Source organism: Oceanospirillum sanctuarii (assembly GCF_002150805.1).
GTDB lineage: Bacteria > Pseudomonadota > Gammaproteobacteria > Pseudomonadales > Halomonadaceae > Oceanospirillum > Oceanospirillum sanctuarii.
The window spans coordinates 521,097-545,003 of sequence record NZ_MTBA01000001.1; the positions used below are offsets into that span (position 1 = coordinate 521,097).

The following is a 23,907-nucleotide window of genomic DNA, read 5'->3' on the forward strand; positions in this document are numbered from 1 at the left end:
GTTCACTTGAACGCTTTGTTCTGAACTCTTTAATCCAGGGACATGATCACAACTTTTCGATAATGATCACGCTGATATCGTCACTTATCGGGTTTTGATCGATCAATTGCTGTAGCTGGTCCGTAAGTTCCGATAAAGAGTAATGTCTGTGTTTTGATAGTAACTCAATAAGCTGACTAATTCTTTGTTGCTGCTGCTGATAATCGCTGCTGATCTCGATCAGACCATCGGAAAACAGCACCAGACGCTCACCGGATTTCAGGGATAGGGTGCAAGGTGCAAAGTCACTGCTGCAACCCAGCCCCGGTAGTGCCCCTGTGTTGGGTAGCGAGGCCACTGTGCCATCCTGTGTCAGCCAGAGCGCAGGGGGAGAACCGGCATTATAGAAAGCGATCTTATCCGGCGTGGTCATCAGAAGACTGATGGTGGTCAGCAGCTCCGGCTGATGTTTATCCAGCCACTCCGAAAAGCGTTGCAGATACTCGGTGCCGGTGCTGGTACTAGGGACGTGCTGTGCAGGCTGGGTTGATGCTGTATCAACCTGACGGGTTATCGCCTGAAAGAAGCCCTGCTGACGACCCGCCATAAAACAGGCCTGCAGATCGTGTCCCATCACATCCCCCAGTAACAGATCAAGATGGTCGCTATCTTTCTGCGCCAGCCAATAATCACCACCACCCAGATGAGCGCTAAAGGCGAGGCTGGCTACCTGATAATGCTCATTACCCAGTCCGGTCAGATCTTTTCTCAGGTGATGCTTCAGCTCGTGATCCACAAGGGCGTAGGTTCGGCGCACCAGATCCTTATGACGACGCAAAACCCGCTCGGCAATACGGTTGAGATGCTCTTTGGTGATGGGTTTGAGCAAGTAATCATCAATCCCTTCCTGTACCAGCTTTTGTGCCAGTTGTTCGTCGTTGTCACCGGTGAGAAAAACAAAGGGGGTCAGATTAAGGTGTCTGATCTGATGAATACGGTTGCGAAACTCCAGACCATCCAGTTCCGGCATACAGATATCGGAGATAATCAGATCCGGCTGGTTTTTCTGTAGCCATTCCAACGCTTCGCTGGCGGAACTGAAAGCGGTCACCTGATGGGCTTCAAGATACATCTCCAGCATCTGCAGCTGAATCAGATCATCATCCACCAGCAGGATATGCTGGCGCTTGTTTTCCCGCTCAAGGGGAATGCCCAGTGTCCATTGATTGATGCCTTTGTCTGAAGTGCTGTAATCGATCTGCTGAAACTGATCAAACAGCATCGCCATGCCGTAACCACCGGTTTGTACATCACCGGCCAGAATGGCTTCCAGATCCGGCTCCATGGCACTTTGTGGCACTGGGGAGCCATCATCTTTGATTCTCAGTTCAAACAGCTGGTCGTTCCACTGGCATTCCAGTTGGAGTTTGTTGGGCTTCACCGGACTGTGGCGGATCAGGTTGGTAGCGATCTCTGACAGGGCTAACTGAACCTTATTGCGATCAGCCTGATTCAGCGGGCTGCGCAACAGCACCCGATCAAGCGCACCACGAGACAGGCGAGCCAGCTGATCACTAAAGGCAAATTCCAGCGTGTAGTGGGGTTGCATCAATCCACCTCCAGTGTGTCCCGATAGTTTTCAAGGGCGGTGACACCAATATCCAGCACTTCCGGCAGACGTTTCACCAGTGCATCGATATCAACATCGGCATTGTCCTCACCTGTCGTCCGGTAATAATGTTCTATCTGTTTGGACAGATCTGAAAGTTGCAGTAAACCAAAGCTGGCACTGGTGCTCTTTAAGGTATGGGCCTCATGGCGAACATTTTCACCTTTACCCAGATCAAAGGCTTCGTACAGTGCCTTACTGCGTTTCTTCAGTTCGTTATTCACGATCTCTATCATCTGCAGGCAGCGTTCTTTGCCGATATCCCTTTCCATCTGCTGAATTGCCGAGAGGCTCAGGATTTCCGGTTGGTCTTCATTCGTGGGCAGTGTTTCGCTCTCACTTTCGGTCTTACTTATGGCGGGTTCTGATGACACTTCGACAGATCCGTCTGAATCCATGGCTTCAACGGGTTCGTCTTTTATCAATTCGTCTTTAACGGATTCGCTGCCCAGCCAACGGTAAAGCAGGTTCTCCAGCGCGTTCATCTGTACCGGTTTGGGCAGAAAGTCATTCATGCCGACGCTAAAGCAGCGCTCTTTATCCGAGGTCATCACATTGGCGGTCATCGCCACAATAGGCGTGTCATTCAGTTCCGGAATTTTGCGGATCGCTTCGGTAGCTTCATAGCCGTTCATCTCCGGCATCTGCAGATCCATCAGAATCAGGTCAAAAGGTCGCTCCTGAACCGCCTGAACTGCTTCAAGGCCATCGCTGGCGATCTCGTACTGCTGGTTAAAACTGCTCAGCATACGGCTGGCGATCATCTGGTTGGTGATACTGTCCTCAACGATGAGAATCCGGCCGCTGCGCAGAGTGCTTTTTTCATGGGGGGTGAGGGGTTCCTGAGAGATCATGGCTACTGGAGTCTCCGTCAGGGGCAGTGTCAGATAAAGAGCAAAACAGCTGCCCATATCCGGTTCACTGGAAAAGAGGATATAACCGCCCATCAGTTCGGCCAGTTTCTGGCTGATCGCCAGACCCAGACCTGTGCCACCATGGCGACGGGAGTCAGTTTGATTGGCTTGGGTAAATTCGTTGAACAGGATCGCCTGTTTATCCCGTGGAATGCCGATACCCTGATCCTGCACCATCACCCTGAGACTGATCTTTTGATCATCAGTATCAGTGGTAAGGGCGGTGATCGACAGTTCAATCGAGCCCTGTTCGGTAAATTTCACTGCATTACTGAGCAGGTTCAGGCAGATCTGGCGCAGGCGACCGGCATCACAAAGTACGCAGTGATCAATAGATTCATCAACATTCAGCCTGATCTTCAGCTGCTTCTGATTCGCACGGGGCGAAATGATGGTGATCGCTTCTTTCAGTACCGACTGCAGGCTGACCTCAAGGGTTTCCAGCTCCATCTTGCCCGCTTCAATCTTGGCGAAGTCGAGAATATCGTTGATCAGTTGCATCAGGGCTTCGCTACTGATCTCTGCTGCATGTAGCAGCTCTTTCTGATCGTCTGTTACAGGGGAGTGGGACAGCAGCGAGATAGAACCCTGAATCCCGTTCAGCGGGGTGCGGATCTCATGGCTCATAGCGGCCAGAAACTGGGATTTCGCCACGTTTGCGGCATCTGCTTCGGTAATCGCCTGCTCCAGTTTCAGCTGGTTTTTCACCTTCTGGGTCACATCCCGCACCACCAGGGTGTAATAAAGACCACCATGGGCATCAAAGGCCTGAATATTAAACTCAAGATGAATCACATCGCCGTTAGGGCAGACTCGTTTAGCGCTGTGAATCCCTGTATTGATCAGCTCCAGCCGATCCAGTGTCTGGACGATGCTTTCCCGCCCGTTGGACTGAACACCCAGAATCTGCAGGGCATTCAGGTCTTCATGACTCTGGCTCAAACGGTTGACCAGATTGAACATACTCAGGTTATAGCTGAGGTTATTACCCATATTGTCCAGCAGCAGAATGGAATCGAGACTGGCATCCATCAGAGCGGCTTTCAGGCTGTTTTCCTCTTCGTAGGCATGGCGGATACGCTTCTCAAGGGTGAGATTACGCATGGAGATCAGGGTCAGGTATTCATCATTACGCAGGCTTAACTGAGAACCCCGGATCTCAACCGGAACCTTCTGCCCCTTGGTATTGATCACCCCCATATCTTCAAAGTGGAAGCCTTTCGGGTTCTTGTGGATGCCGGAGACTTCCATCAGCACCTCTGGCATCAGGGCGGTAGCCGGGTGGATCTCATCAATATCATCCACTCCCAGCATCTTGAGCGCAGCAGCATTTGCAATCTGCACTTCCAGCTGGCTACCCAGACCGATAATGCCTTCCTCGGTGTTGTTCAGAATCAGCTCCAGACGACGGTCTTTCTCCAGCAGATCCTTGTAGAGGCTTTTCTGCTCACTGGCGACCATGGCCAGTCGATCCGCCATCTTGTTAAAAGCTTCGGCAGTGGGTTTCAGCTCATTCAGTTGCTTCAGCTTGATACGGTGACTGAGACGGCCTTCTTCGATGGCGTTAACGGCAAAGTTAAGGCGGGCGATACCCGTGATGTAACCCCTGAACAGCCAGAAACCCAGTCCCAAAGAGCCGAGCATCAGCAGCAGGGTAATGACAATATGCAGACTTTCTTCTCTCTTGCGGTTTTGCACCTGCTCGCGCATATCCATCGCGATATCAATCCAGTAGGGGTTACCGGAGATAAAAAAGGAACGGGAGAAACGGAAGAAAGGCGTGTCGATGCAGAAGGTTTGATCGGCCTTGAAGGTTTCCTGATAAGCGGGGGCCCGGGAAACAAACACCACATCCGCAGGGTCAACCACATGCTGTGCGGTTGGGGAGTCCGGGGCGCGACGTACTCTCAGATAAGCGATATGGCTGTCACTTTCCACCAGAGGCGACAGGGTGTCGCTGAGGCTTTTACCGGCCACCAGCTCTTTACTGTCTTTAAAGTGGGATTGAATGTACTCATCCACCAGACGGGAAGTGTAGTTCGACTGCTGCTCGATGGAGGCGGCGATACTGCTGCGCAGAGATTCCCTGTGCAGAAAGAAGAGCACACTGCTGATCACACTGATCATAATCAGCAGACTGATAAACAACCGCGTTCGAAATCCCATAAAGACGCTCCTATCGTTGCCCTGATAGCTCAGCTCTGACTATATCCGCAGATTTAGTAAAGCTGAACCGTCGATCCATCTTTTGATCTTAGCTGAAACTGCCGGTAAAAAACGCTGCAAGCGTCTGTTTTCCCGATATAACTCATCCGTCAGTGAGGGATGATCCCTGTCATTCATAATACAGCCCAGCAGATTGGCTTTAACTTCCTGCAGCAGCTGACAGCTTTCTTCCAGCTGATTACGGGTAGTAAAGCCGCTGCGCACCAGCAGCAGCGAGGCATCCGCCTCGGCGCAGGCGCTTTGTGCCGGAATATTCCGGTAGTTACTGGCGTTCAGTGGGGAGGTATCCATCACAACACGGTCATAGTGCTGAAGCCACTCTTCAATGGTCTGAGCCAGCACATTCTGATTCCGGAAGCTCAGGGACGCGGTATTACCCACCGGCGCAGGCAGAAAGTGCGTGCCGTTGGCAGATGGCGCACAGATCGACTTCATACAGCTGGCACCGGCATCCCACTCATCCCGCGCCAGACCCAGGCTCAGGTTAAGGCTCGGGTTCTGAATATTCAGATCCACCAGTAGCACCTTGTAGCCATCGGCCTGATACCGCTTGGAGAGGCTGTAAGCCAGCATAGAGCTACCGGACTGATTGTGGCAGCTGGTGATGGCAACCGACTTGCTGTGACGTTTTTCCAGCTGACGGTAGATATGTTCCAGCTCCATATAATGCACAGGTAAGGTACTGATCATGATCTTTCTCCTGTTTACAGAAGCATTCGTTTAAAGAATCAGCAGCAGTAGTGTCGCTACGCTCACCAGATCCCGCACCACCCCCATAAACTCTGAGCGGGTGCTGTGATCAATCGGTGGCAGATACACGCTGTCACCGGGACGGATCACCGGCAGCAGAGTACCGGACGGATCTTCCATATAGTCTTTCAGGTTGAAGTGCACGGTGCGGGTATCGCAGCAGCCCTGATAGATGATGTGCAGATCTTCCAGATTAGCGGCGTTGGTAGGGCCACCCGCCAGCGCCATCAGATCCAGCAGATTCATGCTCTCATTGAAGCGGTAGTAACCCGGGCTGTTCAGCGCGCCCATAATGCGAACCGATTTGCTGGCCTGATTCTCATAGTTAGTCAGCTCCTGATCCGGTACAAAGATGATGTCACCAGAGTTCAGCTGAGGAATCAGACTCTGATCACCGGTTTCCAGATACAGTGCCAGATCCAGCTGAGTGATATGCACGGTGCGGCTGCTACGGTGAATAATGCGCACTTCACGCAGATCCGCCTGCTGGCTAGGGCCATTGGCTGCAGACAGCACATCCAGAAAACCCTGCTCGCCCGTAAAGCGATAGCGACCGGGAACACCCACCTGACCCAGCACAAAGACAGATTCTTCGCTGGTCTGTCGCATCCACACCGCTTTATTACCCGCTGGCAGTTCCGGCAGACGAGGGATAATCAGGGTATCGCCACCTTTCAGCTGAGGCAGGTTTTTACGGTGGGTGCCTTTCAGATAACCGTTCAGATCGAAGACAAAAGGCTTCTGACCGGCACGTTTGATATTCAGAGCAGTCAGATCCGCATCTTTAGCAGGGCCACTGGCTTCTGCCAGCAGATCCAGCAGGCTCATCTCATCAGACCACTCGTAACGTCCGGGATTAGTCACCGCACCCATAATATGCACCGCATTTTTAGGGGCGATCTTCAGCCAGGAGGTCTGGTTCATATCGTTCTTTTCCGGCACAAAGATGGCATCACCGGGGCGCACCTGAGGCACAGGAGCACTAGCCAGACCTTCGGTGTAAGCCTGCAGATCAAATTCGCTGACTTTGCCATCACGGCTGATGACACGAATCTCACGGGTACGGGCATAGCGGGTCGGGCCACCGGCATTGGCAAGAATATCGAAGAAGGTGGCTTCCGCTTTGCTCTCATAAGCACCGGGACGGAACACTTCACCCATCACATACACGGTGCGGTTACCGGTTTTTACCTCTTCCTCTTTCATCGGCACAAAGATGGTGGCACCTGCGGTCACATCCGGCATATCGGTTGCGTTACCGCTGTCCAGATAGCCCTTCAGGTCGAACAGTTTCGGATCACCATCGGTAATCAGGCGGATCTGCTCCACACTGGCGTAACGGGTCACACCACCTGCGCGCATCAGCAGATCCACCAGATTCTGGTCTTCATCGAAGGTAAAGGTGCCCGGATTGTGGACTTCACCGAAGATACGCACGGACTGTTTTTTCTCCGCTGCATCACCACCGGACAGGAGGCTGGCTGCGTCAAACTCCACCTCAACATTACCGGTCAGAGGGGAAGAGGGGATAAAGATCACATCCAGCGGTTTCAGATCCGGGATCAGCTGGCTGTCGCCGGAATCCAGATACTCTTTGTAGTTGATGGTCAGGGTTTCGCCGTTACGTTTCAGCTGCACCTTGTTCAGCTGAGCACCGGGTTTCAGGCCGCCCGCTGCGGTCAGTGCCATTTGCAAATTGCCATTACCGGGAATATCCACTTCACCGGGCTGGCGCACATAACCCAGCACAGTAATCAGCAGGCGCTTGGCGTGCAGAGTGATCTGAATACGGTCGGTCTGACGATAGCTTTCCGACAGCTGCTGTTTCACCAGCAGAGTCACATCCTCAATACTGAGGGAACTCACCATCAGCTGACCCACTTCCGGCAGGTTGATATAGCCTTCACGATCCACTTCAAAGGGATCTTCAAAACCCGCTTCACCAACAAAAGCGATATTCAGCTGATCACCGGGGCTGATCAGTGCCTGTTCTGCATAAGCGGTTTGGGGAGCACTGACCGCCATAACCGCCACTAGCGCCAGAATCAGCAGCATCAGTTGCTGTTTAAAGGTACGAGGCAGGGTATGGGGTGCGGTGTTAATAGTGGAATAAGTCATCCTAGTATCCTCCCCAGAGGTCAGTCACGGCAGGCCAGTGTTTAACCTGCTGGCGACGACTACTGCGTTCCAACAAAAGCTCTAAACGAAATGCCACTCGGCGGTTTTTACTGCGGGATGGTTCCTGTGCATTGCTGGCAATCGGGTTGTGTTCACCCTGGCCATCAATCTGAATCTGGTACTCAGGGATCTCTTCTTTGCGCAGGTAATTGGCGATAGTGGTGGCGCGTTGCATCGCCAGTTTTGCGTTATTCGCCTCTTTACCACGGGAATCGGTATGACCGGTCAGGTTGATGCGGTAAACCGGGTGTTCTTTCAGCCAGCGCACCAGAGCCTGCAGCGGCTCATCCATCTGTTGCGGCATACGGGCGCTGTCCGTTGCAAAACGGTAATCCATCAGCTCATTCAGCAGAGGCTGCATGGCTAGCAGGGTGCGATTTGGTTTGTTCTCAATGCAGGTGGTACGGGTTTGCAGGTAACGCAGGCCGTGTTCGGTATCGTTGATCTGCTGGTCTAACAAACGCAGGTTATGCAGGGCATCCTGATTCAGACCGCTCAGGTGTTCGCGGTGTACGCGATACGCTAGTTGCTGCAGACGGTAGATACGGCCGGGAATACAATCGCCACCGCCGGAAAGGTTCAGCTGTTCAATACGCAGCTGTGCGATACGCAGGGCGTCGCCCACACGGTTCGCCTTCTCCTGATGCAGTGGGTAAGGGTAGGTTTGCAGAGCGTCAACGGGTTGGCGGCGCACAGAATCCAGTACCGAGCAGCCACTGCTGATCAGCAGTGACATGCCCAGCAGAGTGATTCCGAACCATTTTTGTGGCTTGGGTGCGTTTAGATGATTCATCGCTAAGCCTCCCTGACGTTGCCTTTAGTTCACAGGCTGGGCTAAGACCGACCTTAAGGCCGGCTTAGCTCACCGCCTCGTTGATGCAGCTGCGGATATCGGCATACACCGGAATCGCGCGGTTCAGACGCAGTAGCGTGGTCAGTTCTTTTGGCTGACCGTTCAGGCCAACTAAAACCAGCTTGCGGTTTTGCTCGCGCAGACGCTTAAACAGAAAGACCAGAGCGCCAACACCGGAAGAATCCATAAAGGTCACACTGCTCAGATCGCAAACAATGTTCTCGTTAAAGGACTCAGGGATTTTTTCCATGCGGTCCTTGCCTTCAGCAACAGCCACACAGTCCAGTTCACCGCTGATCTCAAGAACTTCATACTCGTTACAGGTGTAGTGAGATTGATACATGATGCTTCTCCTCGATCATTTTGGGTCTCATCGGGGATAGAGCATAAAGCAGGCCAGAAGTTATTTTTCTATAACTATCAGATAGTTAGGGCATAGCTGGTGCGTTTTGAGAGTGGGGCAGGTGAAGGAGTAAAGGCGGAGAGCGTTGCGATTTGCAAATTGGGAATCAAATTGCGAAACGGGGATATCTGAGTTGTCAGATCCGTTGTATTACAGCCAGCAGGATTTGATGTAAGGCACGACATTAGGCTAACCAGCTGTAAAGTCAGTGTTTTTTGAAGACAACTTTATGTAGCATCTTCACATATAAACGGAACGCACAGATGACACGGAGTTAACTGAACAGGCTGTTCAGTAGATACAGGAGCGTATTGGTGAAACAGGTATTGTTGGTTTTATGGGTTATCGCAGCCGGAACCCTCGGCTATTTAGTGGATGCAGGTCAAAGCGATAACAGTAAGGTTTTTGGCAACCTTCCGGTTTATGTCGTTAACAATTCTGATAGCGAAATTCCGCTGTTCAGCGAGTCGGACGCCCGCAAACAAGTCTCTCAAATCAGCTCAGGCGAGCATTTTCTTTATCTCTACGCCGGTGATTCCGGTTCCTTCTGGTACGGCATCCATGACGGTAAGCGCGTACTTATCAAAGATGAAGCCAGACGTAAGTCCTTCCGGTTATTAAATACCAATATCTTTTTTCCAACGCTGACAGAGGCTGGCGCGATTCTGCTTGGCCTGTCGGCGTTTATGTTGCTGGTGAGTTTTAAGGGCAATCAAAGCCCTTCAGGTAAGAGAAAGCCCAACCAAAGAACCAAGGTTGAAGTCTTACAACAACAGCTTAAAAAGCTGGAACACGAAAAAGCTGAAAGCGACAAATGCATTCAAGAGCTTAAAGAGAAGTACGATCAGGCAACCGAGTATTTGGCTGAGAAATTCCGCAATGAAGTTAACGAGCTGAATCAGCAAATTAATCGGGATACAGAGCCTCATTTCAACGTACAGCTGGAGCAGATCCAAGCTGCCTACGATCAGCTGAATGCCCGTTATCGGGATTTAGAGCAGGACTACAACCAATTCCTCCAGGACAGTACCCATTTCGGTATCGACTTTAATCAGGCGGGTTATGAGCAAATTCTGAAAGGCCGCCAGTTTGAACTGTATTTTGCCCGTGAAATGACTCGTAAACATGGTGCGAATATTCTGGAGTGGACGTCTGATAAAGGTATCGATAACGGGATTCGGGTTGAATCCAACGGTAATCCGGACTTCGTGTTCAAAACGGCACTGGGACACCGAATCGCCGTGGAGTGCAAATTCCGAGGGACTGCGTTCAACGACAAAGGTGTTGAGAAATTGTCATGGGCGCAGGACTGGCAGGCTGAACGATACCAGCGCTATGCGCAGAATAACGGTGTCCCCGTGTTTTTAGCGATTGGGTTTGGTGAGGATTCCAGTAACCCAAACAGCGTCTCTTTGTTTGAACTGAATGAGCTAATCGAGTTAAGCGACCGTGTCGCTGTTAAGGATCGAGGTATTCAGTTGATGATCGCTATCGGGAATTATCAAAGTTATTTATTTAATAGTGAAAGTTTTCACAGCTCTGTTAATGAAGCGCTAAGTTATCCATAAAAGACTGTATAGTTTTATATTTTTTGTAACGGAGAGTTTTAGGATGAATGAGTTAGGGCCTATTGATCCGCTAAGGTTGGATGGTGATGAGTATAGCGAAATACTTATATCTGCTAAAAAGAGGGAAATTGGTAATATTATTAAATCTTACGTTAGTCCGTATGACCTTTTCTCTGAAGCGATCCAAAATGCACTAGACTCTATAGATAGAAAGCGCGGACAGCTTGCTCCAGAAGAGATAGTGTCGTTTGTTGGTAATATAGATGTATATATAGATCTTGATAAGGATGAGTTAATAGTTCGTGATAATGGCACAGGGTTTGATGAACATGAGTTTAAGGCATTTGTTGCGCCAAATATGAGCTTTAATAAAGGTAATGATAAGGGTACTAGAGGTAATAAGGGGGTTGGTGCCAGCTATCTGGCATTTGGTTTTGATTATTTTTGTGTTAATACAAAGTCAAGCAATTTTAGCTACTGTGGTGAATTGAACAAGGGCAGAAGTTGGGTTGACGGAGCTGATGTGTCTGAAACACCAAAGCTAATAAGCTCCACGATTTCTGAGAATATGAACATTGAAAATCATGGTGCAGCTGTTCTGATCAGAGTTGGTGGTGCTAACACTAAACCTAAAACACTCAGGTACTTTACTGCACATACACCCGAAGAATGGAGTTATCTGCTACGAGCTAAAACTCCGTTAGGATCAATTGATAGAGATACGGATTATATAGATTGCAATATATTTGTCACTAAGGATGGGGTCACTGATTCAGGCATTTTTAAGCCCGGCTACCCATTTCCTCAAGAGTTTATTAACTCGGCACTTAATATAGATGATTATAGGGCGTGGCAAAGTGAAACTGTGAATAAGGGTGGAAATATTACCAATGTGCCTGCAAAATTTAGAAAAAGGACAGGTGTTTATAAATATTACTCTGAAGAAGAGATCCTAAGACTGGGCAATTCTTGGGAACCTGAACATGAAACTGTTTTAAGACTTCATAGCGTTAACGCGTATGCAGTTTTTATGCACTCAACGGATGTTTGGGATATTATAAATGATAAAAAAATGAAACTTCGTAAAGGAATGAGGATTATCAGAGGTGGGCTGTTGATAGCGAATAATGGTATGACACAGGGCGAGTATCTTGTCATTCCTTTAACAAGTAGCATTGGTTATCAAAAGCAGTGTCATATAATAGTTCACTTGACCAATGCAGACCCCGACCTAGGGCGAAAGGGCTTTCAGCCAGAGGTAAAGGAGGCATGTGAAGAAGTATCGAAGAGGATTATTAATAATAGTCTAAAAAGATACCGTGACCTTCTAAAACCAAACGGCAAGTCTACTAGTGATGATGAAAAAGAGAAGAAGCTAGCGGACTGGATTAAAGAACAAGAAAGGTTCCAAGAAGAACATCCACTTAAACTGACAAGTGAGCATTTTTTTAAGCCTAAGAATGAAATATCAATTAGTTCTATCCCCCAGAAAGAGCAGGATGTGATTGCCTTGTTTAATCAGTTAATTGCAGGTGGGGTTATTAGGTCAATAAACCTTCTTGCAACTAATCAAACAACACAATACGATGGTGTTTATAGATATGTTGTTTCTGAAGATGAGGAAACCTATCTTCATGATAGTGTGACAAACCCGCTAGGCCTTGAGCATGAGAAGTTAAAAAACTTTGAAAGCCAACCTAAAGTCCTTGAGTATAAACATAACTTAGATTATCTAATTCAAGACTTTCATAATGAAGAAAAGAGAGCGGATGATATAAATCTGGCAATTTGCTGGGAGCTCGGTAGTTCCTGGAGGGAAGATTTTGAATGTACCTCATACCTTCTAGAGGATAATATTGCTCACCGCAGTTATCATGGGTTGACTCATCAGCTTTATAGCTCAACATCTAAGATTGATGTAATTGTTTTGTCTGAGCTAATAGAGTATCTCGAGGACTACGAACGATCACAGAAAACACAGATTACGAATTATGAGCTTGATGAATAGTTGTATATCTTTATATTAAAATAAAATATAACGATGTGCCCCACTTATGGGGCACTGTACAATTAAATACGAAACGATCACTGCCCACGTCCCAACACCACAACGCTGATGGTTTTCAGGCAGATATGCAGATCCATCAGCAACCATTTCCCCATTCCCGACAGGGAAACCGCGTAGGCCAGATCGTAGCCGAGTTTATTACGGCTATCTTCAATGGTCTCATCGTACCCCTGATACACCTGCGCCAAGCCGGTAATACCGGGCAATACCCCATACATACGCTCGTTAAACAGTGGGATCTGGTCTTCCAGTTTACCCATAATACCTGCGCGCTCCGGGCGTGGGCCGATCATCGACATTTCACCCTTCAGCACATTCCACAGCTGTGGCAGTTCATCCAGTCGGGTTTTACGCAGGAAGCGTCCCACAGGGGTGATACGTGGATCGTTCTTGCTCGCCCAAACCGGGCCGCTGTTTTTCTCGGCATCAGACACCATGGTGCGGAACTTCACCATATCAAACAGCTGGAACTGTTCGGCGTTGGCCGCGCCAATACGCTGCTGAACAAAGAAGATTGGCCCTTTGGAGGAGAGCTTAATCGCCAGCATAATCAACGGCCAAAGGGGGAGGGTGGCTAACAGCAGGCCGATGGCCAGTGTCAGATCGAAAATGCGTTTTGCAACGCGCACTTCAGTCGGTACAAAGTCCGCTGCAGGTTGCACAGTGTCGGTATTTTGAGGCAGATCGCTGTAAGTTTTCATGGTCGTTCTCCAGAAATCTTTGCTGTTCAGAATATTGTGTTTTCACAAATCAGTTTCACTAAGCGAATACAAAACAGAGGTTCAGGCGCTCAGCCACGCTTCCATGAGGTTTTGTAATCACCCCGCAGGTAGCACAGGCCGCCAATCAGGCCGATAAAGTGTCCGCTGATCAGGTAGTGCAGTTTGATCAGGATGCCGCTTTTGCTCGGCGCAAACTCCTGCTTGAGTACCAGCGCGTAAACCAGAACCTGTACCAGCAACACCGGCAGGAAGATCAGGCTGGAGACGCTCAGCCAGATGCTGCTCAGCAGGCAGATCACAAAGCACCATGGAATAAAGGGACGCAGCCACTTGCAGGAGAAGAACATCCAACCGGTGGTGCCGTAACTTGGAGACAGCAGCTGGGTCAGACGCAGGCTCTGTTGCATATTGCCTGCCGAGATACGCAGGCGACGTTTGAAATCCTGCTCCAGCGCGCTGTTTTCCAGCTCAATCGCCACCATACGTGGCTCATAGATCACGCGATAACCCTGACGGATCACCTCGCATGGCAGAATAAAGTCATCGTTGATGGTATCTGCCGACAGCGGGGTAAACAGCGATTGGCGGATCAGGTAGAAAGCACCGTGGGCACCCAGTGTGGAACCCAGATCGCTCTCGGCCTGTTTGATGGCACATTGGTACTGCCAGTAGCTCTGTTCCTGTACCTCAGCAGAGGAGAGGAAGCGATAGGTGGCACATACCGCGCCCACTTCCTGCTTCTCAAACCAAAGCGCTGCAATCTTGAGGGAATCCACCGCAATCAGGGCAGAAAGGTCGGTCAGGGCGACAATCTCATCGCCAGCCTCACTGATCGCGCTGTTCAGCTGCGCCAGTTTGCCCTTGTTCACCGGACTATCCATCAGTTCACAATTCAGGTGCTGACACAGCGGCTCGTTTAACGCGTCTTTTGCAAACTGCAACGAGTTATCGGTGCAGCCATCAAACAGCAGGCGAATGGTCAGCTTATCCGTTGGGTAATCGACAATCGCCAGATTACGCAGCTTCTCGGCCACCAGAGCGCCTTCGTTGTAGATGGGGATCAGCAGGGTGATACCCGGCCAGTCTTTCTCATCAGTTCCATCTTTTAGCTCAGAACGCTCTGAAAATTCAGAACCGATCTCTTTTTCAGATCCAGCCGTTAGCTCCGGATAGAGAATCGGAGCCTGGGGCTGATGCTGATCGGCTTTTTTACGCGCCAAGCGCGCAATCAGCAGGGGATAACCGAAGTGATGGTAAACAATCAGAGTGCCTGCCACGGCTAACAGAGCCAGTGGCAGAAGCAGGTTGGCGTCGAAGTTGATCAGTTGCAGATTCATAGGACTAACCTCCGCATCAGGTTTTCGCGCTGCTCATGTTTTCTCACAGAGACAGTGGTTTAGCCTTTTGGCTGTGAGGTGGAATACAGAGGTGCGTTCCACTTCATCAGGGCGCGGTACTGATGAGCTACTTTTTTCAGATCATGGTTTGCCAGAACATAATCCCTTGGGGAGCTGATGCTTTCCCGTGTAAAAGCTTTTAATGCATGGGTTATGCCAGCTGCTAACGCATTGCTGTCTTTTACCGGAACCAGTACCCCGGTTTCCTTACAAATCGCCTCTTTACAGCCCCCTGTGTCGGTAATGACCACAGGAACACCGCAGGCCTGAGCCTCAAGTGGCGACAAAGGCAGGCCTTCAGCCTCAGACGCTAAGCAAAACAGATCAATGGAACGGTAGAAGATTGGCATATTGCGAATATTGCCGAGGAAGTGCACCCGACTGATCAGATCTTTCTGACGGGCCAGTGCCATCAGATCGCAACGCAGAGGACCATCTCCCGCCAGCGCCAGATGGATATTGCCAGGCAGTTGCTCCAGCGCTTCCAGCAGATAGTGGTGACCTTTACCGGGTACGAGTCTCGCCGCGCAGCCGATAACCACTTTGTTGGTGGGCAGTCCCAGAATCTCGCGGGATTTCATGTGGCCACCGGGATAGAAACGCTGGGTATCGATACCGTTGGGAATCACATTCAGGGGCTGCTGCGGGAAAAAGCTGCGTAATACGCCAGCAACGTGTTCGGCATCTGCCACCAACGTGGGTTTCACCAGTTTCAGGGCTAAGGCTTCCACCTGACGGCGGCGCTTGCTGGATTGCAGGTGCCAGGCATCATGCTCGGTATGCACTACAGATCGGATACCTGCCATACGCGCCGCCAGACCGCCATAGAGCAGGGGGCCGATATGATGGGTGTGCACGGCGTCCGGTTTCAGCTCCCGAAACAGACGGGTCAGCTCTTTAACGATGCCGAAACTGACACCGGACTTTTTATTCATAAAGATCAGCTCGCAGTTCAGGTAATTCAGGGCATCCCAGCGTTTTACCGACTGACGATACTGACCTTCCAGACTGACGATGGTGACTTCGTCGGTGTCCTGATAGACCCGCTGAAGTTCCAGAACCATGGCTTCGATGCCGCCAGGGGCAAGATGCTGTACTACTTGGATAATTTTCATAGCGACTCTCCTTCGATTACAGCACCGGCATCATCGTCATCGGTGTCTGCGATCAGTAAATCATCAAGGTCAAGGACGTAACTCTCTTCTCTGATGCGTGGTAAACGGCTTAAAACGGGTACGCCTGCAATCTCCTGAACATCGGTGATGTAGCGCAGGCGGCTGTCAGAAACTTCCAGCAAAATGGCGACGCCACAGCCCAGTGCGAGACCGGCCACAAGACCTGCTACCGCAAAGATCACGCTGGACAGATTACTCGGTGCAGAGGGTTCAAAGGCTTTATCGATAATTTTGATGCGGTCGCGCTGCTCGTAGGCACCCAGAGCACCTGTGATCTTGGCGCGCTCGTAGCGATCGAGCAGTTCACGGTAAACCTTGCGCTGCACCTCAAGGTCACGGCTCAGGCGCAGCAGGGTTTGTTCGGTATCACCGCTGCTGTTGATCAGTTTCAGCATCTCGGTCTGCTGCTGTTTCAGGGAGGCCAGTTCCTGCTTCAGGCGGTTGTAGCGCGCTTTACCGGATTCGATCTCCTGCACCTGACTCATGATCAGCATGCTTTCACGGTTGCTTGCGGATTCCGGTACGGCAACACCACTGGCCTGCCAGAGACGTTCCAGCTCTTCCACGCTGTTAACACTCTGCAGCAGGGTGATCAGTTCCTGACGCTCATTCTCAAGGCGTTCCAGACGTTTACGGGCGGTGATCACCTGGCTGTGTTTTTCGGTGTAGCGGGCGGTGAGATTCACCAGATCGCTTTTCACCTGAATCATCTCTTTTTCGATCACACCGACAATGGGATTGGTGTGCAGCAGCTGTTTATGCAGGGATTTCTGCACCCCTTCCTGACCTGCCAGTTCGGTCTCTTTCTCTGCGATCAGGCGTTTCAGATTACCGATCTCGCTGACATTGGCGTTCAGTAAGCCCGGCAGCTGCATCACATTGCGGGATTTAAAGTCCGACAGTGCCTGTTCAGACTGATCGAGAATATCCCGCTGACGGTTAAGCTGATTCAGCAGGAACTGCTCGGAATTGCTGACAGAACTGCGCTCAGGTGCCAGCAGTTGATTGATAAAGACTTCCCGCACGTTGGTCAGAATCGAGGCCATCTTCTCTTTGGTGGGGCTACGGTACTGAATATTGATCAGGTCTTTACCGTACAGATTCACCGTCAGGCGGGAGGAGAGACGGGCGATAACGCTGTCGCGCTTGCTGGCACTGTCATCGGGGCTGACCAGCTCCTGCTGCTCTGCTACCTGCTGCAAAATATGGCGACTGTGCAGCAGGGTATTCAGGGCTTTCATCCGCTGCTGAATCTGGGTTTCCACCGACAGATCTTTCAGGAAGGGGTTGAGCTTGGCGCTCTCCTGAATCAGAAAGGAGGTGTGGCTTTCATATACCCGTGGCGTCATCATGCCGATGCCCAAACCGATAAAGGGCATCAGTAGCGGTGGAATCACCAGCAGATAGCGGTGACGCCAGGCTGCGGAAAGTATTCTGTAAAAACGTGCCTGCACTGCAAGTTGCATAACAAGCCCTCCTGAAATGGGATCTTATTCAGGAGATTGCACAGGCTGTGCCAGCTGTTTGATCTGGCTGATCAGGTTGTGGGTTAACTGATTGTTTTTAATGGATTCTTTATCGGTATTGCGGCTCCAGTCGAGACTGATCTGCTGGCGTATCTGCTGGAGCAGAATTGCAGAATCGATATCCTGATTCGCATTTTGCATCAGCCATTCCAGCCAGCGCAGATCATTAATCCCCTGACGGATACCCAGCAGGGATGAGTGCAATACCGGCGGCTGACAGACTTCCGCCGTGGGCATCAGCATCTGCACATCATCTTCCCGCCCATCGGTGGGATCATAAGGGTGTGCCGTGGGCATACGACCGTGCCACTGCCAGAAGCCCTCTGCACCGGATCGCCACAGGTACAAGCCAGAGGCAAAACGCAGATGGGGCAGGTTATAGAGATAGGTTTGGGTGTTGGCTTGTTTCAGTCTGGCTAAACGCAGGCTGTTAAGGCCGTAGCCCTGATTGATCAGCACCGCATCGTACTGGCCGCTGAGCTGATCATGATGGCTGTGGTTGAGCTGAGCTAACACCTGAGCTTCCGGTAGGGTTTGCTTAAGCTGACTGCGGAACAGATCCAGTTTTTCATCGCTTTTAAGATGCAATCCTGGCTCATCCGCCAGTGACCAGATCAACAGGGGAAAGGTGTTCTTCAGTTTATCCAGCTGAATCAGGGCACTGTCTCTGGCCTGCTGGGAGTTATCCGTCAGCAGGCGTTTAACCGGTGTATAGGCGGGAAAGGGCGGCAGTAAGCCCTGTAACAGCGGACTTTGGGCGGCGCGTTTAAAGCGGGCTTCGGCACCTTTAACCGGTGTTGGCAGTGCCGGAGCGACACCGGTCAGCCCCAGCTGCCGCAGTACCTTATAGTCGCAATCTGCCTGTGATTGCTGCTCGTCGGACTGAAACCAGCTCAGGTGCGGAGCGTAATCCAGATAGATACCGACGGGCTTACTGGCTGAGGGGAGTTCCAGAGGCAGTCGCTTTATTTGAAGCGGAATCTGCAGATTACTGAAGGCTAAGCCTGTGTCTGTACCTGTTCCGGCGCTCGTGTCTGCAATAGGATTTTCTAATCCAGCATCCAGCCCGACCACCTGAAAGCCGGGTTTCGCATTCTGAAAAAGATCTTCTGCAAACTGAACCTGTCCTGTGATCACCCATTGCTGAGAATAGCTGGTGACCTCCGGCGGATCATCGGGATCGATGGGATGCAGAAACAACTGAGGCTGCAGCGCCTTTTCCTGACCGCCCGCCCGTCTTAACCCGGTTTGTACCCGAAACAGCTTCAGGTTCTTTAACGGCAGATTCACCCTCTGTAGCTGACCGGCATCCTTCGGAATATTCAGCCTTAGGGTGATCTCCTCCCGATCTGCCCAGTGCAGTGTTTCGCTTTTAGCAGAATCAACAGAGCCGTCAGAGCTAATAGAGTTAACAGGGTAAATAGCCCTTGGCAGATACTGCGCCATCTGAGGATTAGCGATCACCGGCCACTGTTCCTGAAAGCGGGCAAGGCGCTGCTGATCGTAGGCCTCAAAAGCCCGTTTGCCTTCGGCCAACTGTTCCAGATTATTAGCGGGGGCGACCAACATGGCAGAGATAAAGCGCCCTGCAGTATCCGGGCTGCTGAAGGCCAGATTCAAGCGTTGATCTTTCACCTCGATAAGCGCATCCACCGGATGACCCCGTTCACGGGCGAAACTCGACCAGAAGGCGTTTTGCAGCTGTTTTAGCCACTCATTGTTATTTACAGATTGAGAAGGCTCATCCGGTAGTTCTGTTTCATCCGGTAATTCAGGCTTATCTGGTAACTCTGGTTCATCGGGTAATTTGGGCTTATTCAGGTAGTACTGGCTGAGCCATTGTTGAGCATCCAGTTTCTGTAAGAGCACCGGCTGACCATTGATGGTAATGGCGCGTTCAAGGGCGTGGGGCAGGTATTCCCACTCGCCGATGTCATCCACCCAGAGCCGTACTTTCCAGAGGCCGTTTTCTAAGGGCAGGCTCAACTGGGTTAAGCCCTCAAAGCCATCTGCCAATGCCGGATCAAAGTAGGGGCGATTGCGATTACGGATCGTGCCTTTAAGGCTGATTCCTTTCTGGATATTGTCCGTTGAAAGCGGGTAGCTGACTTGTTGAAAGCCCGCGGCCTTCGCCTGATCCTGTGGGCCAAAGTCCCACCCGATCAGACCTGCAGGCAGCTTGGGGCTGGGTTCTAAGGACACGGCCTGCCAGTTGATCTTGCCGTTCAGGGTACTTAGGAAGAGCTGTCGGATCTCATCGGAACCAAAGGGCTGTTTGCGCTCGGTTCTCAGGTTATCCAGCGATAGGGTAAAGCTGAATTCCCCTTTCGGCAGCAGTTGCTCCCGATTAAAACGAGTGAAGTAATTGGAGGAGCGATGGGAATCGATCCGGATCAGCAGCCTTGCGGAATCGTCCGACTCGTTAACCCCGCTGATTCTCAGTTGCTGACCGGATTCGATGCCTTTATCAAAGCGCCAGTGTTGTTTGGCTTCTGTAGGCTTCAGGGCAAGCAGTCTGGTCGTTGCTGAAGTTTGCGTTTCGACTGGCTTGTCTTGTCCGGACAAGGCTTCACCAGCCAGGGTTACATCCGAAAGAAACAGCATTACTCCTGCTAATAGGGTCATCCATAGAAGAATGCGGCTTAGTAGCTGCAGCCAGATGTTCAGGCTATCCGGCAGCCGCCGCTTACTGCTAGCCACGGTGGACTCCGATGGAGGCTGATTCTAGGGTCATAGCTTGCACTCTGTCAGCGTTATCTGAACTTTGGCTGGCCAGAAAACCACTACGGGCGCGGATCAGTTGGCGAATGACCTGAGTTTTATGCTCCCAGCTTTCAGGTGCTACCGCTTGTTGGCGCAGTAGGCTGTTTTCTCTATTTTGGAGATGCTCGTCACTGGCTTGGCTATGCGTCTCTGAACCCGCTATAGCCAGTCCGTTTAACAGCTGCAGAAAGTGCTCAGCATTATCCGCCAGATGTACCAACTCGCCATAGGGCTCCGCTGCCGGGAAGGTTAGGGAAACCACCTCGGTACCGGTTGCCAGATACTCTTTAAGCTTCAGCGGATTGCAGTGGGTGATCTGCTCACAATGGCGGAAGGGCAGCATGGCGACATCCCAGTGCTGACAATAGGCCGCCAGTTGCTGGTGGGGAATGGCATCCAGCCAGAGCACATTGGGCTGCTCCAGTAGATCCCGGGTATCCGTATGCACAGCTCCGATCAGCATTAGTGTCCATTCCGGAAACTGCTGGCTGATCTGTTTGAGCAGCTGAATATCCACCCAGTCCGCCAGTTGACCATAAAAGCCCATGACTTTTCCCATGGGAAAATCTTTCGGTTTTTCAGTGGGTTGGCTGAAGAGTTGGAAATCAACGCCGTGTTCCAGTACACGGGTTTTACCGATTGGGAATTTCTCTGCAAGGCGCTGACTGGCGGTCAGAATCAGATCACAGCGTTCCGCCAGTTGTGCTTCCATCCTACTGATTACCCCGTGATCCACTCCTGCCAGTGAGGAGAAGTCATCGCCACAGTAGTAGATGGAGAAATCCTCACCACAATGGCCGATCAGATCCACCGCACTGGGCAGAGAGAGCCAGAGCACCGTGGGTTGATCATTCTTCACCAACGCCCGAATCTGATTTTTCAGCTGATAGCGGTTGAACTGTCGCACCAGCTGACTGCCGAAAAACGGGATCACTTTAGGATCAATCAGATGTTTGGGCTGAATCTGATTAGCTGCATTTTTCTGTTGAACAGGTTTAACGACTGATGACTCTGACGCCAGCATCGCTTTGCCTTTGCGATAAACCCGAGCGAAATCATGCTTGCTCAACTTGGGTGAGCGCAGGCCCATGGAGTTAATCCAGATCACCTCGTCTTCCTGGGCGATGCGTTTAAACAGGTGTTGCGTGCTGCTGGGATGGCTACCCCAGTCCTCACCAAATACGATCCAACGCATAATAGCCTCCCGTCCCACCTGTGCAGTGGGCGTTTAATCTTTGTCGAAAGGGTTAGTGGGGTGTTGGCGAACCGCCAGAAAGATCAGGCGCTTTCGGCGTCCTGATGGTGTCTCATCTCGATAGGTTTTCGGGTGAGATTCTGGGGACAGTCATCGGGCAGAAGCTTGCGTACCACTTTGGCCGGATTTCCTGCTGCGATGACGTTAGCGGGCAGATCTTTGGTGACCACGCTGCCTGCGCCGACAATGGTGTTTTCGCCGATGGTGACGCCAGGCAGAACCGTGACACCGGTTCCCAGCCAGACGTTTTTCTTCAGATGGATCTTACCGATCTGGTCCTCGGTATCCGGCGCGCCTGCAGCGCGGGCTTCGGCATCCAGCGGATGACCGGGATATCCCGCAAGGAAAGCGCGACCTGCCATACGTACGTTATCTTCCAGAATCACCTGAGTAGCCACGGCGATGCTGGTTTGCCAGCCGATATCGACGTTATCGCCCACGATCAGCTCAGGGCGTTCAGCGCTGCACCAGCGACCAGAGAAGGTGCTGATGCCGGACACCCGACAGCCTTCGCCCATGTGAATGCTCAGTGGTTGCAGGACCTGAGGCATGCCTGAGTAGAGAAACAGTTTTTTGCCACCGGAGATCTGGCTTTTGAATACCGGAGACCAGTAAAGGCGGCGGCTCAGGCTCTGAAACAGATTCACCACCAGTTTGTGAGCCAGATAGATTCCTTTGTGCAACACAGGAATCGAAGGTAGTTCCAGCGTGTTAAGACGAACCCAGTTATTACGAATCGCTTTGGCAACCGGGTTGGGGCTGTTTTTCGCCCACTGTTTGAGTTGGTTGATCGCTTGAGACATGGGAACCTCCTTGGCCGGAAAACCTGATAAAGCTATTAACGCTAAGGCTTTAACGCGGTTCCGGCTTCGCCTGATTGAGCAGGGTTTCAGAGTCAGTTTGCGAACCAGCTATTGCGTTGTGTTCAGAACTGTCATCTGAAGAACCCTCTGTCTGCTTTTCAGCAGGATCTGTATTCATAAGTGCATCAAGCGTGCCATTTGCAGATTGCATCAGGGGTTGCAGGTTGTGGCTGACCGCCATGCTTAATGCGAACAGGATATAGATCGGCCAGGTAAAGCCCTGTGTCAGAAAGGTGCCGGAGACCATAAAGCCAACCACACCGGCCAGAGTCGCCTGTGCGCTGACCACCATGGCAGCGGGGAGAATGGGTTCTTTCTTTTTCAGCCGGTCGTGGCGGTGTTCCAGCCCCGGATGGGCGTACTTGTCAGTTTTTGCCTCGGCTTTGGCAGCACGGGCGAAGATGGCGTTAACCCCCATCGCCTGCCGGATATTGTTTTTCAAAAGGCGAACCACCACGGTGACAAAGGCGATAAAGCCGACAAAGCCGGTTTCTGCCAGTACACCCAGCCAGGTGCTGTGGACTGCGTGGTTTTTGCCATCCCAGTGGGGGCTGTAGAAGAAGTAGTTGTAGTAGAAGTTGTTCAGGCCGACACCGCTTAACGGGTTGCTGACCGCCATATTCCACGCCGCCTGCCAGGCGTAGATACGTCCCATGGCAGAAGCGTCGATTCCGTCTTCGGCTGCACCACCGGATGAACGATCCGAAATACCCGCCAGTACCAGCAGCAAACCTGCGGCTGCACCACCGGCCATAATCAGCAGGGCTTTGTTCTCAACCTTTTGCCAGGCAAAAACCCCGGTCACCGCCATAATCCCTAACAAGCCGCCCCGGCTTTGGGTGGCGATAATGGCCGAGACGATAATGAAATAGCCGATCAACGCCAGAAAACGCGGCAGCCTGGCTTTGATCGGGGCAAAGAAGAGTGCCAGTGAGAAACTGGTGGGAAAGAGGAGTACCAGTGCCAGATCGTTGGGATCACCCAGCATGGAACCCATATCCCGACTGATGGTGACGCGGGTGCCTTCTACCAGTCCGATGCCGTTCATCTTGTTATTCAGAGCGACAATGGCGATCAGGATGCCCGCCAGCAAAATGCTCCAGTTGCAGATTGCGAAATCCCGTTTGCATTTCGGCAGCCAGGCGATAATCAGCATCATAATGCCGATTTTGACGAAGTTACCTGTCCAGGCTGCGATCGCTTCAGGACGGTTACTGGCGAACATTACTCCGACAGTGGTCAGTGCGAAAAAGACCGCCATACCGTTGAAGTGGCTGTTCCAGAACACCTTGATCTCACGGGTGATGGCCAGATGCCATGCGGTAACGCCCAGCGCCCCCAGAGCCAGCAGTTGAGGGATCTTAAAGGGATAGAGCTGAGGAAAGGCTTCATGGATTCGGAAGAAGGAGAAGATGATAAAGCCGAGGCAGATCCAGATCACCATACGGGTCGCCATCCAGCCGAGCAGAGGCACCAGCGCCAAAGGCAGCACCAGCAGAGGGTGGGGTGCAAACCACCAGGCCAGTGTCATCACAGCACACAGGCCCAATGGCAGTAGCATCTGACTGAGGGTATGTATCATGGCCTTTCTCCCCTTC

The 23,907-nt window shown here is 51.4% G+C and carries 16 protein-coding genes; 2 read left to right on the forward strand and 14 right to left on the reverse strand.

Features of this window, described 5'->3' with window-relative positions; genetic code table 11:
- Positions 1 to 46: 46 nt before the first annotated feature.
- The 6 genes from BV405_RS02290 to BV405_RS02315 all read right to left on the reverse strand — a co-directional run bounded on the left by BV405_RS02290 (position 47) and on the right by BV405_RS02315 (position 8,912).
- Positions 47 to 1,588 carry a SpoIIE family protein phosphatase gene (locus BV405_RS02290; protein ID WP_086479225.1) on the reverse strand — a complete coding sequence of 514 codons (1,542 nt, stop codon included), beginning with the start codon at positions 1,586 to 1,588 and terminating at the stop codon, positions 47 to 49.
- Positions 1,588 to 4,728, reverse strand: coding sequence for an ATP-binding protein (locus BV405_RS02295; protein WP_086479226.1), 3,141 nt, complete (start codon positions 4,726 to 4,728; stop codon positions 1,588 to 1,590). The genes BV405_RS02290 and BV405_RS02295 overlap by 1 nt, the downstream gene beginning before the upstream one ends.
- A gap of 39 nt (positions 4,729 to 4,767) precedes the next feature.
- The gene (locus BV405_RS02300) at positions 4,768 to 5,478 is read right to left on the reverse strand and encodes a CpsD/CapB family tyrosine-protein kinase (protein ID WP_086479227.1); all 711 of its coding nucleotides are present in this window, start codon (positions 5,476 to 5,478) and stop codon (positions 4,768 to 4,770) included.
- A 30-nt stretch (positions 5,479 to 5,508) separates the two neighbouring features.
- Positions 5,509 to 7,656: a polysaccharide biosynthesis/export family protein gene (locus BV405_RS02305; RefSeq protein WP_245832216.1), complete on the reverse strand. Its 2,148-nt coding sequence runs from the start codon at positions 7,654 to 7,656 to the stop codon at positions 5,509 to 5,511.
- Position 7,657: 1 nt separating this feature from the next.
- Positions 7,658 to 8,509 (reverse strand): OmpA family protein, encoded by an 852-nt coding sequence (locus BV405_RS02310; protein WP_086479228.1) that lies wholly within the window; start codon positions 8,507 to 8,509, stop codon positions 7,658 to 7,660.
- A gap of 64 nt (positions 8,510 to 8,573) precedes the next feature.
- Positions 8,574 to 8,912, reverse strand: a complete 339-nt coding sequence (locus BV405_RS02315) for an STAS domain-containing protein (RefSeq protein WP_086479229.1) — start codon at positions 8,910 to 8,912, stop codon at positions 8,574 to 8,576.
- Between the two features lie 374 nt (positions 8,913 to 9,286).
- Between BV405_RS02315 and BV405_RS02320 the strand changes: the two genes are divergently transcribed.
- Both BV405_RS02320 and BV405_RS02325 read left to right on the forward strand, forming a co-directional pair.
- Entirely contained in the window at positions 9,287 to 10,540 is a 1,254-nt protein-coding gene (locus BV405_RS02320; protein WP_086479230.1) for a hypothetical protein, read from the forward strand.
- 43 nt (positions 10,541 to 10,583) lie between these two features.
- Positions 10,584 to 12,548 carry an ATP-binding protein gene (locus BV405_RS02325; protein WP_086479231.1) on the forward strand — a complete coding sequence of 655 codons (1,965 nt, stop codon included), beginning with the start codon at positions 10,584 to 10,586 and terminating at the stop codon, positions 12,546 to 12,548.
- Positions 12,549 to 12,625: 77 nt separating this feature from the next.
- On the opposite strand, the gene BV405_RS02330 is transcribed toward BV405_RS02325, so the two are convergent.
- The 8 genes from BV405_RS02330 to BV405_RS02365 all read right to left on the reverse strand — a co-directional run bounded on the left by BV405_RS02330 (position 12,626) and on the right by BV405_RS02365 (position 23,891).
- Positions 12,626 to 13,309: a sugar transferase gene (locus BV405_RS02330; protein WP_086479232.1), complete on the reverse strand. Its 684-nt coding sequence runs from the start codon at positions 13,307 to 13,309 to the stop codon at positions 12,626 to 12,628.
- 89 nt (positions 13,310 to 13,398) lie between these two features.
- Complete coding sequence (locus tag BV405_RS02335; RefSeq protein WP_086479233.1) at positions 13,399 to 14,667, reverse strand: glycosyltransferase family 2 protein; 1,269 nt, start codon at positions 14,665 to 14,667, stop codon at positions 13,399 to 13,401.
- A 59-nt stretch (positions 14,668 to 14,726) separates the two neighbouring features.
- Positions 14,727 to 15,842 carry a glycosyltransferase gene (locus BV405_RS02340; RefSeq protein ID WP_086479234.1) on the reverse strand — a complete coding sequence of 372 codons (1,116 nt, stop codon included), beginning with the start codon at positions 15,840 to 15,842 and terminating at the stop codon, positions 14,727 to 14,729.
- Positions 15,839 to 17,368, reverse strand: coding sequence for a GumC family protein (locus BV405_RS02345; protein ID WP_086479235.1), 1,530 nt, complete (start codon positions 17,366 to 17,368; stop codon positions 15,839 to 15,841). The genes BV405_RS02340 and BV405_RS02345 overlap by 4 nt, the downstream gene beginning before the upstream one ends.
- 24 nt (positions 17,369 to 17,392) lie before the next feature.
- On the reverse strand, positions 17,393 to 20,128 hold the full coding sequence (locus tag BV405_RS02350) for a hypothetical protein (RefSeq protein WP_140054430.1): 2,736 nt from the start codon (positions 20,126 to 20,128) through the stop codon (positions 17,393 to 17,395).
- Positions 20,121 to 21,386 (reverse strand): glycosyltransferase family protein, encoded by a 1,266-nt coding sequence (locus tag BV405_RS02355; RefSeq protein WP_086479237.1) that lies wholly within the window; start codon positions 21,384 to 21,386, stop codon positions 20,121 to 20,123. Before BV405_RS02355 ends, BV405_RS02350 begins: the two co-directional genes overlap by 8 nt.
- A gap of 83 nt (positions 21,387 to 21,469) precedes the next feature.
- Positions 21,470 to 22,249, reverse strand: coding sequence for an acyltransferase (locus tag BV405_RS17945; RefSeq protein WP_086479238.1), 780 nt, complete (start codon positions 22,247 to 22,249; stop codon positions 21,470 to 21,472).
- 49 nt (positions 22,250 to 22,298) lie between these two features.
- Positions 22,299 to 23,891, reverse strand: a complete 1,593-nt coding sequence (locus tag BV405_RS02365) for an O-antigen ligase family protein (RefSeq protein WP_086479239.1) — start codon at positions 23,889 to 23,891, stop codon at positions 22,299 to 22,301.
- Positions 23,892 to 23,907 lie beyond the last annotated feature (16 nt).

What these genes read in the sequence shown, in the direction of transcription:
- BV405_RS02310 (WP_086479228.1), bottom strand. Translation starts at nt 8,509, where the DNA reads ATGAATCATCTAAACGCACCCAAGCCACAAAAATGGTTCGGAATCACT.
- BV405_RS02295 (WP_086479226.1), bottom strand. Translation starts at nt 4,728, where the DNA reads ATGGGATTTCGAACGCGGTTGTTTATCAGTCTGCTGATTATGATCAGT.
- BV405_RS02335 (WP_086479233.1), bottom strand. Translation starts at nt 14,667, where the DNA reads ATGAATCTGCAACTGATCAACTTCGACGCCAACCTGCTTCTGCCACTG.
- BV405_RS02330 (WP_086479232.1), bottom strand. Translation starts at nt 13,309, where the DNA reads ATGAAAACTTACAGCGATCTGCCTCAAAATACCGACACTGTGCAACCT.
- BV405_RS17945 (WP_086479238.1), bottom strand. Translation starts at nt 22,249, where the DNA reads ATGTCTCAAGCGATCAACCAACTCAAACAGTGGGCGAAAAACAGCCCC.
- BV405_RS02325 (WP_086479231.1), top strand. Translation starts at nt 10,584, where the DNA reads ATGAATGAGTTAGGGCCTATTGATCCGCTAAGGTTGGATGGTGATGAG.
- BV405_RS02300 (WP_086479227.1), bottom strand. Translation starts at nt 5,478, where the DNA reads ATGATCAGTACCTTACCTGTGCATTATATGGAGCTGGAACATATCTAC.
- BV405_RS02355 (WP_086479237.1), bottom strand. Translation starts at nt 21,386, where the DNA reads ATGCGTTGGATCGTATTTGGTGAGGACTGGGGTAGCCATCCCAGCAGC.
- BV405_RS02315 (WP_086479229.1), bottom strand. Translation starts at nt 8,912, where the DNA reads ATGTATCAATCTCACTACACCTGTAACGAGTATGAAGTTCTTGAGATC.
- BV405_RS02365 (WP_086479239.1), bottom strand. Translation starts at nt 23,891, where the DNA reads ATGATACATACCCTCAGTCAGATGCTACTGCCATTGGGCCTGTGTGCT.
- BV405_RS02340 (WP_086479234.1), bottom strand. Translation starts at nt 15,842, where the DNA reads ATGAAAATTATCCAAGTAGTACAGCATCTTGCCCCTGGCGGCATCGAA.
- BV405_RS02290 (WP_086479225.1), bottom strand. Translation starts at nt 1,588, where the DNA reads ATGCAACCCCACTACACGCTGGAATTTGCCTTTAGTGATCAGCTGGCT.
- BV405_RS02345 (WP_086479235.1), bottom strand. Translation starts at nt 17,368, where the DNA reads ATGCAACTTGCAGTGCAGGCACGTTTTTACAGAATACTTTCCGCAGCC.
- BV405_RS02305 (WP_245832216.1), bottom strand. Translation starts at nt 7,656, where the DNA reads ATGACTTATTCCACTATTAACACCGCACCCCATACCCTGCCTCGTACC.